The organism is Mesorhizobium sp. B3-1-6 (genome assembly GCF_006439555.1).
Classification (GTDB): Bacteria; Pseudomonadota; Alphaproteobacteria; order Rhizobiales; family Rhizobiaceae; genus Mesorhizobium.
Map to the genome: position 1 here is coordinate 1 of NZ_VFTM01000021.1, position 12,470 is coordinate 12,470.

The 12,470-nt window shown below is 61.9% G+C and carries 12 protein-coding genes; 9 read left to right on the plus strand and 3 right to left on the minus strand.

All coding sequences use genetic code 11. From position 1 onward, the window contains the following. Window positions 1-76: 76 nt before the first annotated feature. Window positions 77-601 carry a hypothetical protein gene (locus FJ414_RS18960; protein ID WP_140645881.1) on the minus strand — a complete coding sequence of 175 codons (525 nt, stop codon included), beginning with the start codon at window positions 599-601 and terminating at the stop codon, window positions 77-79. Next, on the minus strand, window positions 598-1,110 hold the full coding sequence (locus tag FJ414_RS31525; RefSeq protein WP_181181655.1) for a hypothetical protein: 513 nt from the start codon (window positions 1,108-1,110) through the stop codon (window positions 598-600). Before FJ414_RS31525 ends, FJ414_RS18960 begins: the two co-directional genes overlap by 4 nt. 60 nt (window positions 1,111-1,170) lie before the next feature. On the opposite strand from FJ414_RS31525, the gene FJ414_RS18970 reads away from it, so the two are divergent. Both FJ414_RS18970 and FJ414_RS18975 read left to right on the plus strand, forming a co-directional pair. After that, the gene (locus tag FJ414_RS18970; protein WP_140645882.1) at window positions 1,171-1,995 is read left to right on the plus strand and encodes a hypothetical protein; all 825 of its coding nucleotides are present in this window, start codon (window positions 1,171-1,173) and stop codon (window positions 1,993-1,995) included. 65 nt (window positions 1,996-2,060) lie between these two features. Continuing rightward, window positions 2,061-2,846, plus strand: coding sequence for a hypothetical protein (locus tag FJ414_RS18975; RefSeq protein WP_140645883.1), 786 nt, complete (start codon window positions 2,061-2,063; stop codon window positions 2,844-2,846). Window positions 2,847-3,201: 355 nt separating this feature from the next. Here FJ414_RS18975 and lepA read toward each other — a convergent pair whose 3' ends face one another. Next, a complete protein-coding gene (lepA, locus tag FJ414_RS18980) occupies window positions 3,202-5,007 on the minus strand; it encodes a translation elongation factor 4 (protein WP_140645884.1) in 1,806 nt (601 codons plus the stop codon). Window positions 5,008-5,407: 400 nt separating this feature from the next. On the opposite strand from lepA, the gene FJ414_RS18985 reads away from it, so the two are divergent. From FJ414_RS18985 to FJ414_RS19015, 7 genes are all read left to right on the plus strand, one after another. Beyond that, window positions 5,408-6,100: a DUF1223 domain-containing protein gene (locus FJ414_RS18985; RefSeq protein WP_140645885.1), complete on the plus strand. Its 693-nt coding sequence runs from the start codon at window positions 5,408-5,410 to the stop codon at window positions 6,098-6,100. 85 nt (window positions 6,101-6,185) lie between these two features. Next, entirely contained in the window at window positions 6,186-6,497 is a 312-nt protein-coding gene (locus FJ414_RS18990; protein WP_140645886.1) for a hypothetical protein, read from the plus strand. Between the two features lie 159 nt (window positions 6,498-6,656). Continuing rightward, window positions 6,657-7,436 carry an alpha/beta hydrolase gene (locus tag FJ414_RS18995; RefSeq protein WP_140645991.1) on the plus strand — a complete coding sequence of 260 codons (780 nt, stop codon included), beginning with the start codon at window positions 6,657-6,659 and terminating at the stop codon, window positions 7,434-7,436. Between the two features lie 85 nt (window positions 7,437-7,521). Further along, window positions 7,522-8,262, plus strand: coding sequence for a peptide-methionine (S)-S-oxide reductase MsrA (gene msrA, locus FJ414_RS19000; RefSeq protein ID WP_140645887.1), 741 nt, complete (start codon window positions 7,522-7,524; stop codon window positions 8,260-8,262). Window positions 8,263-8,925: 663 nt separating this feature from the next. Then, a complete protein-coding gene (locus FJ414_RS19005; RefSeq protein ID WP_140645888.1) occupies window positions 8,926-10,629 on the plus strand; it encodes a phospholipase D-like domain-containing protein in 1,704 nt (567 codons plus the stop codon). A 135-nt stretch (window positions 10,630-10,764) separates the two neighbouring features. Next, the gene (locus tag FJ414_RS19010; RefSeq protein WP_140645889.1) at window positions 10,765-11,691 is read left to right on the plus strand and encodes an ABC transporter ATP-binding protein; all 927 of its coding nucleotides are present in this window, start codon (window positions 10,765-10,767) and stop codon (window positions 11,689-11,691) included. After that, a complete protein-coding gene (locus FJ414_RS19015) occupies window positions 11,688-12,467 on the plus strand; it encodes an ABC transporter permease (RefSeq protein ID WP_140645890.1) in 780 nt (259 codons plus the stop codon). The genes FJ414_RS19010 and FJ414_RS19015 overlap by 4 nt, the downstream gene beginning before the upstream one ends. Window positions 12,468-12,470: the final 3 nt, after the last annotated feature.

Consider the following 12,470-nt stretch of genomic DNA (forward strand, 5'->3'; position numbering starts at 1 on the left):
CCTGCCGGACATCTCCCCCACAAGGGGGGAGATCAGCAGCTTCGGCGCCCCGCTCCTTCTAAAACGCAGGCGATCGCTACCTCCTCACCACCACATGCGGCGCGAATGTCTTCACCGCATCCACCATCTCGTCCCCGCGCACGTCGAGCGAGGAGATTTCCATATGCACGATGTTCCGGCCGAAGGGCATCAGGCCGAAGGCATTGGCGGAGGAATGTCGGATTGCGTCGGGCGGCTCCTCGGTGAGCTCGAAATTGAGCATCGCCGCGCCCTTGCCGCCGGCGGCAAGCCGCACGCTCCGCACCTTGCTCCACGGCACCAGCACGTCGCCGGCGCGGGCATCGCGGAAACCTTGGCTGTTCAGCACCACCTTGACCGAAGTGTCGAAGGCGCCGCGCGCGATGAATACGCCGAGCCCCAGGCAGGCGGCGCCGAGCAGCGCGATCCACAGCACATGCCCGCTGTTCGCCCCCGAGGCCACGCCCTGCAGCGCGCCGAAACCGAAAATGCCGCCGAGCAGGAACGGCCCGATGGCGGGCAGGATCTTTCCCGACGGGCTGTTGCGGATTTCGAGCGGCGCGGCCATCGCCTTCGCGCTCAACGCTCCGGCTTCAGCAAAGTCCAGATCCAGCCGATGAAGGTCAGCATCAGGAACGGATAACCGAGCGCCGGCAGCGGCGCCGAGGTGGGCAGAAGCGGCGCGCCCCACAGGATCATCAGGATCGAGACGGCGAACAGCACGGCGGCGACGGAGGCCGTAAGCCGCATCCACAGCGCGAAAGTGGCCTGCGCGCTGACCATCACCAGCCCCGCCGCCCACAGCGCAATGCCGCCGGCATAAGAAGGTACGGAGGCCTGCAGCCCCGCCGCATTGCCGGCCAGAAGCAGGCTTTCGCCGGCAAGGAAAGTCAGGAACCCGGCCGCGACGAGATCATGGCCGAGCCGCTGGTATTTCATCGTCAGCAGCGCCGCGGCGACGACGATGCCCACGCCGTCGATGGTCCAGACCGTCTCGCGCAGCGCGTCGCTGGCAACGAAAGTGCCCGCCAAGCCAAAAGCGCCGCCGATGGCCAGGCCGATCGCGGCGACGGTGTCCGAGGTGGAGCGCATGTGATGTCTCCCCAAGCCGGGGAGAGGATACGCCAAGGTGAGCTGGTTTAAAACGGCCGAATGAACGACCTGCACTTGCCTTGTCAAAAGACGATTTCCATGCTGATTCCCAACGACCACGGACGTACTGGATTATGCTGCGAGCTGAGAGATAGTTTTCCCATGAGCGACGAATCTGACCTTCAAATAATTTTGGATTTTATAAAGAATTTGGTAGATAACTACTGGAATGATACAGGAAACCCGTTGCTCCTGAGCTCCCTCGGTTGGAGCATACGGCAACGTTTTGACAATTCTGATGTGGTTTTCGAAAATGGCCTTAAGCGATTTTTACTTGATCATCCGGTCGTTCAGGTTGTCACTGACCCGATAATCGCGCAAAAAGTAGGAGCCGTTCCTCTTGGCGTAGCATTGCCAGAGGATGTCTCTGAGCTGTTCCGAGACGCGGAGCGCTCGGTTGTTACCAAAGAAAAGAAACCGCGCTTGTACTCTCAGGACTTCTGGAACTTGTTTGTGTATGGATTCTCGAATAAACGATTTGTGATTGTTGATTATCGTTCTAATACATGGCGCATCAGCGAAACCGATGCGACGACCGAAGGTCAAAAGGCCTACGAAATTGTCCAGTCGGATGTCGTAGCCTTGCCCCGAGAGACGCCTATGAGCGTAAAGGTTCCCGCAGTTCACGACGCCATATCGAAATGGCTCACGCGGAATGGGCTCAACAGAGAAATGTTTGAAAATCGGCTTACCAAGCAACCGACCGCGAAGGAAGAACAAACGAGTCTAACCCTTGAGGCCGCGTTCTCAAAACTTGACCCCGTCGATCTATCTCGTATTTCTATACCATTGGATCTGGTACGGAAGATGCTTTCCGGAAGATGACAGCAATAAGCCATTTTTTGGTCTTTATAGGAGCATCTCCGAGTCTCTCTACAGAGATCAATCGGATGTCGAAGCGCTTTTCCGGTACTCAGGTGATTGCACCGGCAATGGGCAAGTCGGACCGCGTGATCTCGGAGCGTTCCGTTGCGCGAGCCATGTCTGATCTGGTTACGTCAATGCGAGTGGCTAATGGTTTCGATCAGCCAGCCCGCTTATCGGTATGGGCATATCAACCAGAGAGCGTAGCCCAGGTGGATACACTTTGGACGGCTTTCGGTAGCTCAGCTTGGATTGAGTTTATACCTAGCCATCTGAAGCATAAAGATGCGGCAAGCCGCGGTTACATCGAGAATAGGGTGAAACCCCTCTTCCAACTAATGAACGAAATATCGATAGAGGTTTTCTCTAGGAGAAAAAGCTCCCCACTTCCGATTCCGCTAAAGAACTTTCACTCTGACATTTCGTCAACTCTCCAGGGTCACTGGTACAGCAACGCCAGCGTTGACGAGCTGAAGGAGCGGATTGCAAGCTTATGTGGTAAATTTAGGCAATTTCACACTAACAATTTCACCCACACGGACAGACGAAGGCTTGTTTTCGCACCAGCGATTGATACTCAATGCCATGGCAAGCCCCACCCGACGGGCGACGACGAGCGATGCTTCGTCGCTGGTAGATTTCGATTTGGATCAGCATTGTTCGCTGGCTTCCACTATGATGTCAGCAGTGGAAATGGAAAGACTTTGGCGTCCATATTCTATGATTGCTGCGGACGCATGCGCGACTTGAAACCAGAGCGTCGGGACTACTTGAACGTCTTTCCAAACGACCATTTATTGCCCGCCAAATGAAAACAGGGTGCTATTAGCACCCTGTCTATTATTTAGGGCGAATGCCCGTAAACTTGTTCTCAGCCGGTCGCCACGGAGTATTCTACTGAGTAGTTTCTCGCCGTGTGCAGCAATCTAGCCTTTCGACGTCTAGCTAGCGCGGCACGGATGTGGTCCCCTTCTGAAAGTAGGCTGAGAAGCGCAAATCAGAAGCTTTCCACCGGATAGGCAGCTATATAAGAGCAACTTTTATAGCAACTGTCAACGGTTGAGAGACCTAGAGGTTCCGCTCACGCCTGATAGCCGCATCAAATCGCACCACATTTAGGGGGTTAAGGGACGATATGCAAGAACCCCCTACGACTTAAGAGCTCCCTCAATCGCCCATCTTCAGCGCCTGGATAAACGCCTCCTGCGGGATATCCACCTTGCCAAACTGGCGCATCCGCTTCTTGCCCTCTTTCTGCTTGTCGAGCAGCTTGCGCTTGCGGGTCACGTCGCCGCCGTAGCATTTGGCGGTGACATCCTTGCGCAGCGCCGAGATGGTCTCGCGGGCGATGACCTTGCCGCCTATTGCTGCCTGGATCGGGATCTTGAACAGATGGTGCGGGATCAGCTCCTTCAGCTTCTCGCACATGGCGCGGCCGCGCTTTTCCGCCGCCGTGCGGTGCACCAGCATCGACAGCGCGTCGACCGGCTCCTCGTTGACCAGGATCGACATCTTGACCAGGTCGCCCTCGCGATAGTCGGTCAGGTGATAGTCGAAGGAGGCGTAGCCCTTGGAGATCGACTTCAGCCGGTCGTAGAAGTCGAAGACCACCTCGTTGAGCGGCAGGTCGTAGGTGAGCATGGCGCGTTTTCCCACATAGGAGAGATCGGCCTGGATGCCGCGCCTGTCCTGGCAGAGCTTCAGGATGCCGCCGAGATAGTCGTCGGGGGTGAGGATGGTGGCGCGGATCCACGGCTCCTCGATCGAGGCGATCTTGACGACGTCGGGCATGTCGGCCGGGTTGTGCAGTTCCTTCACCGAGCCGTCGTTGAGGTTCAGGCGGTAGACGACGGAGGGGGCCGTGGCGATGAGGTCGAGGTTGAACTCGCGCTCCAGCCGCTCCTGGATGATCTCCAGATGCAGCAGGCCAAGGAAGCCGCAGCGATAGCCGAAGCCGAGCGCGGCGGAGGTTTCCATTTCGTAGGAGAAGCTTGCGTCGTTAAGGCGCAATTTGCCGACGGCGGCGCGCAGATCCTCGAAATCGGCGGCGTCGACCGGGAACAGGCCGCAGAACACCACCGGTTGCGCCGGCTTGAAGCCAGCAAGCGCCTTTTGCGTCGGGCGGCGGTCCTCGGTGATGGTGTCGCCGACGCGGGTGTCGGCCACTTCCTTGATCGAGCCGGTGAAGAAGCCGAACTCGCCGGGGCCGAGCTCGTCGACATTGACGCGGGCCGGCTTGAAGACGCCGGTGCGCTCGACGAGGTATTTCGCGCCGGTGCCCATCATGCGGATGGTCTGGCCCTTCTTCATCACGCCGTCGATGATGCGCACCAGCACGATGACGCCGAGATAGGCGTCGTACCAGCTGTCGACCAGCATGGCCTTCAGGGGTGCCGCGATGTCGCCCTCGCGCGGCGGCGGCAGCTGGTGGACGATCGCCTCCAGCACGTCGGGCACGCCAAGGCCGGTCTTGGCCGAGATCAGCACCGCGTTGGAAGCGTCGAGGCCGATCACCTCCTCGACCTGCTCGCGGATGCGCTCGGGCTCGGCCGCCGGCAGGTCGACCTTGTTCAGCACCACGACGATCTCGTGATTGTTGTCGATGGCCTGGTAGACGTTGGCCAGCGTCTGCGCCTCGACGCCCTGGGAGGCGTCGACCACCAGCAGCGAGCCCTCGCAGGCGGCGAGCGAACGCGACACCTCATAGGCGAAGTCGACATGGCCGGGCGTGTCGATGAGGTTCAGCACATAGTCCTCGCCGTTCCTGGCGCGGTAGTTCAGCCTCACCGTCTGGGCCTTGATGGTGATGCCGCGCTCGCGCTCGATATCCATCGAGTCCAGCACCTGCTCCTTCATGTCGCGCTCCTCCAGCGTGCCGGTGAGTTGGATCAGCCGGTCGGCAAGCGTGGATTTGCCATGGTCGATATGGGCGACGATGGAGAAATTGCGGATGTGGTCGAGGGGCGTCGTCATGCGGCGCGCTTTAGCAGGGGCCGGGTTGAGGGGCAAGCGGTGGGGGTTTTTCCTTCGCCTTCTCTCCCATGCGGGAAGGTGGATCGGCGCGCATCTGAGACGGATCCAAGCGTCGCGATCCTTCACACCCCTCTCTGGCCTGCCGGCCATCTCCCCCGCAAGGGGGGAGATTGGCTGTTCCGCCGCCGGCATCTCCCTTTCGACCTGGGAGATCGGCGAAGGCCTGCGCGACATCTGATCTCCCCCCTTGCGGGGGAGATGCCCGGCAGGGCAGAGGGGGGTGCTGTCCCTGCAACGTTCCGCACTGAGGCACCCACATCACAAACCGGTGAAGTTGTAACGAAGCCCTGCGCCGTCGCGAAATGGGAGCATGACCCGCCGCAACGGAGACTGCTTCCCCATGATCGGATTGAAGACAAGGACCGGCCTGCTCGCCGGGGCGATGCTTGCCGCCACGCTCGGCGCCGCTTCGGCACAGCCGCTGACCGTGGTCGAGCTGTTCACCAGCCAGGGCTGCTCGTCCTGCCCGCCGGCCAACGCCAACCTGATCAAGGTCAAGGACCAGCCGGGCGTACTGGCGCTGTCGTTCAACGTCACCTACTGGGACTATCTCGGCTGGAAGGACACGTTCGGCCGCAAGGAATTCACCGATCGCCAGGTGACCTACGAGCCGTCGCTCGGCCGTGACGGACCGTTTACGCCGCAAGTGGTGGTGAACGGCAGACGCGACGGCGTGGGCGCGGCGCCCGGCGAGATCCAGAGCCTGATCGCCAAAGGCGGCCACACCCAGGGTCCGGAGCTTTCGCTTGGGCAGGCCAAGGTCAGCATCGGCGCCGGCAAGGCGCCGGGCGGCGGCGCCGACATCTGGCTGGTGCGCTACACGAGAGGCGTCGTCGAGGTGCCGGTGGCGCGCGGCGAGAACACCGGACGCACCCTGCCGCACGCCAATGTCGTGCATGCGCTGACGAAACTCGGCAGCTGGACCGGCGAGGCCACCACGCTGCCGCTGCCGGCCGCCTCCGGCGGCTTGAACACCGCGGTGCTGGTGCAGGCGCCAGGCGGCGGCCCGATCCTGGCCGCGGCCGCCAACTGATCTTTTTCCTCTTCGCGCGGGGCCGCAGGCAGCGGCAACGCATAACCCGGCCCGCTTCCGCGCGCCAAAACCCAAGGAGACTATCATGACCAAATACCTGACCCTGCCGGCGCTCGCCCTCGCGCTTTCCGCGTCCGTCTTCGTCGCCGGCGCCCGCGCCGACGACACGACCAATGCGATGAAGCCCGCCAATGCGATGGCGACCGACGCCATGAAGCCGGCGACGGACGCGATGAAGCCGGCTGACGCCATGAAGCCCGCCGACGCGATGAAGCCCGACGCGATGAGCACCGAGGCGATGAAGCCGGCTACCACCGACGCGATGAAGCCGGCCACGGATGCCATGAAGCCGGCGGATGCGATGAAGCCGGCGGACGCCATGGCTCCGGCTCAATAGGTCCGGTCTTTGCAGCCTCGGCGCGTCGGCAGACGAGGGCGCGCCAAGGTTGTTCTCTCGCGGCGCGAGAGCCAGTTGTTTTGTACACAATTCCGGACGGAAAGCCGCTGCACGCTTTTCTGGAATTGCCAAGTTTGCGACCCTCGCAAGGAGCCCACCATCATGTTGAACAGACGTACTTTCTCCGCCGCACTCGCCGCTGGAATGGCAACGACGCTGTTGGCCGGCGCCGACAAGGCGCGAGCGCAAACGGGCTCCAAGGTTCGCAATGTCATCCTGGTCCACGGCGCCTATGCAGATGGCTCGTGCTGGTCGGAGGTGATCGGAGTTCTTCAGAAGGCCGGCTTCAACGCAACCGCCGTCCAACACCCGCTGACCACCCTGGAGGCGGGCGTCGAGGCAACGCGCCGCGCGATCGCGCTCCAGGATGGACCGACGATCCTTGTCGCGCACTCCTTTGCCGGCATGATCATCACCGAGGCAGGCGTGGATTCGAAGGTTACGTCGCTGGTCTATGTCGCGGCGCGTGCACCGGATGCCGGCGAAGACTACACGGCGCTCGCCAAGACTTTTGCGGCGCCGCCCGCCTCGGCCGGCCTTGTCTGGTCCGGAGGCTATGGCAAGCTCGGAGAAGAGGCTTTCCTGCGCGATTTCGCCGGCGATCTTCCCAGCGAGAAGGCGCGCATCCTTTATGCCGTGCAGGCACCGATCTCGGACAAGCTATTCTCCGGAAAGACGACGCAAGCGGCTTGGCGCTCGAAGCCAAGCTGGTACGCCGTCTCGACCGAGGATCGCACGATCAACCCGGATCTCGAGCGCTTCATGGCCAAGCGCATGAACGCAAAGACCATAGAAGTGAAGGCTAGCCATTTGTCGCTGATTTCTCATCCGCATGAGATCGCCAACCTCATCGAGGCTGCCGCCCGGCATGTCGGATGATTGGATTTGACCGGCGCACGGCAATGTGCGCCGCCGGCGGCACCATATATCGTATAGTCGTACCAACAGGCATGGGAGATTTGACATGACCGACATTCGGAAAACGGCCGGGAGCCGACCGGCGAACTTCGTCAAGAGCGCGTTCGCGGCGATCATCCTGACGGCGGCTGCCGCGACCTTCTGGCAAAGTCCTGCACGCTCGGCCGAGGACGCGGTGGTGATCCCGCCGCCGGCGATGGACGAAAAAGCGGCGAGCGGCACCGAGAAGGCGATCTTCGCCGGCGGCTGCTTCTGGGGCGTGCAGGGCGTGTTCCAGCACGTCAAGGGCGTGAGCAAGGCGGTATCCGGCTATACCGGCGGCAGCGCCGACAACGCCGTCTATGAAGTGGTCGGCACCGGCCGCACGGGGCACGCCGAATCCGTCGAGATCACCTACGACCCGGCGAAGGTCACCTACGGCCAGCTGCTGCAGGTGTATTTCTCGGTCGCGCATAATCCGACGCAGTTGAACTACCAGGGGCCGGATTCAGGCACGCAGTACCGTTCGACGATCTTCGCCGAGAATGACGAGCAGAAGAAGGTCGCCGAGAGCTACATCGCCCAGCTCGACAAGGCCAAGGTGTTCGGCAAGCCGATCGTCACCACGCTGGAAACCGGCAAGACCTTCTACCCGGCCGAGGATTACCATCAGGACTTTCTGACGCTGAACCCGACCTATCCCTACATCGTCTACAACGACCTGCCCAAGATCGAGAATCTGAAGGCGCTGTTCCCGCAGCTCTACAGCGAGAAGCCGGTGCTGGTGTTGGCCTCCAGCAAGAGCTGAGGAAGGCCGGCCGGTTCCGTAGCGCAGGGATTTCGATCGTCGGGTAAATGTCCGCGTGGGGCGGATGGCATGCCTTGGCGATTGGCCGAAACGCCCATCGCGATCGTCATCCACGGGCGGAGCAAGGAGCGAAGCGACGCGCGCAGACCCGAGGATCCATTCCGTGACGTCCGAGCGCTGCTACGGTGCAGAATTCTGCTCCGCTGCGCTCTTCGATCAAAGTCACGGAATGGATTCCAGGGTCTGCGCGACGCCGCTTCGCGGCTGCTCCGCCCTGGAATGACGAGGCTGGGAGGCTCCCGCCAATCCCCGGCGTTTGTGCCGACTTCACGGAAAGGAACGGAGGCCCCGATGGCAACCTCGCTGCTCGCACTTTCCTGGAATTGCTCCAGGCCGGTCTGGATGGTTGGCGAAACGATCCGCCCTTTGTTTTGCCGGCAAACAGAACACAATGTGAAGCAGTTCATAGAATTATACTTGGCGCTGCAAAACATTGACATCCGATCTTCTGCCACCGCATAATCATCGCCGTCACCTTTCGAACATTCTGTTTCAACTGATCCGGGACCCTGTTTCCGGCGCGGATTCTTGTTGGCTGCATTGATGAGCCGGACATGCCGGTCGCGCGCTTTGGGAACAACGACAGATGGGGAGGAATGACAGATGGCCATCGACATAAAGGTTTCCGTCTACACCAATGGCGACGACGCCTTCGTCGCCTGGGCGCCCAGCGACTTCATCGCCGGATGCCGGGGCTTCCTTCTGGAGCGCGGCCGCAAGGCCGGCGCCACCGAGAAGATCGAGCCCGTCGAGAACCGCGTCGGCTTCACCAAGGACAAGCCGAAATCGGGCGACCACCGGCCGTCGGACGTGTGGCCGTTCCAGCGCTTCAACTGGACCGACCACGCGGCCGATGTCGGCAATGTGGTGCGCTACCGGGTGACCGCGATGATGAGCGCGGGCCCCGGCAAGCCGCTGACCAAGGGCGTGTCGAGCGACTGGACGGACTGGCATACGCTCGCCACCGACGCCGGCGGCGGCTTTTCCTGCTACTTCAACCGCGGCCTGGTGCTGTCGCAATTCGTCGCCCGCTACATGGCCAAGAACAAGCTCTCGCCGGCGGCCTTCAAGAAGAGCCTGCAGACCAATGGCGATGCAAAATTCCGCGCTTTCCTGGAAGGCGATCTCGGGCTGCGCATGGTCGGGCTGACGCAAGGCGCCGGCGACGAACTGCATGCCGCGCTCTACGAGCTCGGCGACGCGACGCTGGAGACGGCGCTGATCGGGCTGGGGCCGCGGCTCAATCTCATCCTCGCCAACGGCTCCGACAAAAGCGGCGACGGCAACAGGGACGCGCGCAAGAACCTCAACGACCACGGCATCGCGACCATCGAACGGATGCTGAAATCGAAAGGCCTCGGCCACAACAAGTTCGTCGTCGTGTCGCAGGACGGCGAGCCGAAGAAGGTGTGGACCGGCAGCACCAACTGGAGCACGACCGGCCTGTGCACGCAGGTCAACAACGGCCTTCTGATCGAGGACGCGGCGGTGGCGGAGCATTTCCGCAAGCATTGGGACCTGCTCAAGGATGCCTCGCCGCCGAAGACCGACCCGGCCAATTTCACGCCGGCGCTGATGGCGGACAACAACGCGCCGAAAACCTTCACGGTTGGTACCGCCAAGGCGACCGTCTGGTTCACCCGCACCTCCGACGGGGCCGACATGGCGGCGCTGCGCGATGTGATCACATCGGCCAGGCAGGCCGTGCTCTTCCTGATGTTCACGCCGGGCAAGCAGGGGCTGCACACGCTGGCCGGCCAGCGCGCCAGGGAAAAGGGCATGTATGTGCGCGGCGTGGTCTCGACGCTGAGCGCGGACGAGGGCGGCACCGAACAGAATTTCCTCGACATCGACCTGGTTAGCAGCGACCGGAAATTCACGCCCGACCGCTACGCGGTGGCGCAGCCGCAAGGCCTCGACGCGCCGCTCGGGCCGTGGATCGCCGAGGTCAACCGGCGCAGCTTCCTGTCGCAGATCGGCCACGCCATCGTGCATTCGAAGATCCTGGTGACCGACCCGCATTCAGAGGATTGCGTGGTGGTGACCGGCAGCCACAATTTCTCGGCGCCGGCGAGCGAGAAGAACGACGAGAACCTGGTGATCGTGCGCGGCCACAGGAAGCTTGCCGCCGCCTATGCCACCTATGCAATGTCCGTCTACAGCCACTACCGCTACCGCTCCTACATCCGCGAGATGCGGGCGCAGGGCAGGACGCCGTGGAGCTACCTCGACGACGACGATCAATGGCTGAAGACCGAGCTCAGGACCAAGGCGCAGGAGATCGCGTTCTGGACGGCGCAGACCTGATTTCCTTCGCCCCGTTTACGGGGAGAAAGAACCTCCTCGCTGTCGAGAGTTGTCAGGAACGGCGTCGATTCACGGTTGCACCGGGCGGCATCCGACCTATATCAGGTCACCTTTTCCAGCCGGCCGTATTTCAGCATGTCATCCATCATCTCGATCTCCGGTGTCACGAAAACCTATGCCACCGGCTTCAAGGCGCTGAAGGAAATCAATCTCGACATCGAGCGCGGCGAGATCTTCGCGCTGCTCGGGCCGAACGGCGCCGGCAAGACGACGCTGATCTCGATCGTCTGCGGCATCGTCAACCGCTCGTCGGGCAGCGTCAGCGTCGACGGCCACGATATCGGCAAGGATTATCGCGCGGCGCGCAGCCTGATCGGGCTGGTGCCGCAGGAACTGACCATCGACGCCTTCGAGACGGTCTGGGCGACGGTGAACTACAGCCGCGGCCTGTTCGGCAAGGCGCCCAACGCGGCCTTCGTCGAGAAAGTGCTGCGCGACCTCTCGCTGTGGGACAAGAAGGATTCGAAAGCGATCACGCTGTCCGGCGGCATGAAGCGCCGGCTGATGATCGCCAAGGCGCTGTCGCACGAGCCGCGCGTGCTGTTCCTCGACGAGCCGACCGCCGGCGTCGACGTCGAACTGCGCCAGGACATGTGGGCGATGGTCAGGCGCCTGCGCGAGGACGGCGTCACCATCATCCTCACCACGCATTACATCGAGGAGGCCGAGGCGATGGCCGACCGGGTCGGCGTCATCAACAAGGGCGAGATCATCCTGGTCGAAGGCAAGGCCGAGCTGATGCGCAAGCTCGGTCGCAAGCAGATGAAACTGGAGCTGCGCGCGCCGCTTGCCGCCGTTCCGGACGGGCTTTCCCACTATTCATTGGAGCTGTCGGACGACGGCAACCAGCTCACCTACACCTATGACAACCAGAGCGATCGTCCGGGCGTCGCCTCGCTGATCCGCGACCTCGAGGCGGCCGGCATCCAGTTCCGCGATCTCGACACCAAGAACAGCTCGCTCGAAGAGATCTTCGTCAATCTTCTGAGGCAAGAGCCATGAACCTGCGCGCTGCCCCTAATTTTCGTGCGGTATGGGCGATCTACCGGGTGGAGATGGCGCGCGCCTTCCGCACGGTGCTGCAGAGCATCATCTCGCCGGTCATCTCGACATCGCTCTATTTCGTCGTCTTCGGCTCGGCCATCGGCTCGCGCATCAACGAGATCGACGGCATCGCCTACGGCGCCTTCATCGTGCCGGGCCTGATGATGCTGTCGCTGCTGACGCAATCGATCTCCAACGCCTCCTTCGCCATCTATTTCCCGAAATTCGTCGGCTCGATCTACGAGCTATTGTCGGCGCCGGTCTCCTATCTGGAGATCATCATCGCCTATGTCGGGGGCGCGGCGACCAAGTCGATCATGCTCGGCCTGATCATCCTGGCCACCGCGGCACTCTTCGTGCCGCTCAGGATCGAGCATCCGTTCTGGATGATCGCCTTCCTGGTGCTGACGGCGGTGACCTTCAGCCTGTTCGGCTTCATCATCGGCATCTGGGCAAAGACCTTCGAGCAGCTGCAGCTGGTGCCGCTGCTCATCGTCACGCCGCTCACCTTCCTCGGCGGCAGCTTCTATTCGATCCACATGCTGCCGGGCATCTGGAAGACGATCACCCTGTTCAATCCGGTCGTCTACCTGATCAGCGGGTTCCGCTGGAGTTTCTACGGCAAGGCTGATGTCTCGGTCGGCGTCAGCCTCGGCATGACGCTGATGTTCCTGGCCATCTGCATCGCGATCGTGGCGTGGATCTTCAAGACGGGCTACCGGTTGAGGAACTGACTC

Coding starts and splice junctions, on each gene's coding strand:
- lepA (WP_140645884.1), bottom strand. CDS start 5,007: ATGACGACGCCCCTCGACCACATCCGCAATTTCTCCATCGTCGCCCAT.
- FJ414_RS31525 (WP_181181655.1), bottom strand. CDS start 1,110: ATGCGCTCCACCTCGGACACCGTCGCCGCGATCGGCCTGGCCATCGGC.
- msrA (WP_140645887.1), top strand. CDS start 7,522: ATGACCGACATTCGGAAAACGGCCGGGAGCCGACCGGCGAACTTCGTC.
- FJ414_RS19015 (WP_140645890.1), top strand. CDS start 11,688: ATGAACCTGCGCGCTGCCCCTAATTTTCGTGCGGTATGGGCGATCTAC.
- FJ414_RS19005 (WP_140645888.1), top strand. CDS start 8,926: ATGGCCATCGACATAAAGGTTTCCGTCTACACCAATGGCGACGACGCC.
- FJ414_RS19010 (WP_140645889.1), top strand. CDS start 10,765: ATGTCATCCATCATCTCGATCTCCGGTGTCACGAAAACCTATGCCACC.
- FJ414_RS18985 (WP_140645885.1), top strand. CDS start 5,408: ATGATCGGATTGAAGACAAGGACCGGCCTGCTCGCCGGGGCGATGCTT.
- FJ414_RS18970 (WP_140645882.1), top strand. CDS start 1,171: ATGAACGACCTGCACTTGCCTTGTCAAAAGACGATTTCCATGCTGATT.
- FJ414_RS18975 (WP_140645883.1), top strand. CDS start 2,061: ATGTCGAAGCGCTTTTCCGGTACTCAGGTGATTGCACCGGCAATGGGC.
- FJ414_RS18990 (WP_140645886.1), top strand. CDS start 6,186: ATGACCAAATACCTGACCCTGCCGGCGCTCGCCCTCGCGCTTTCCGCG.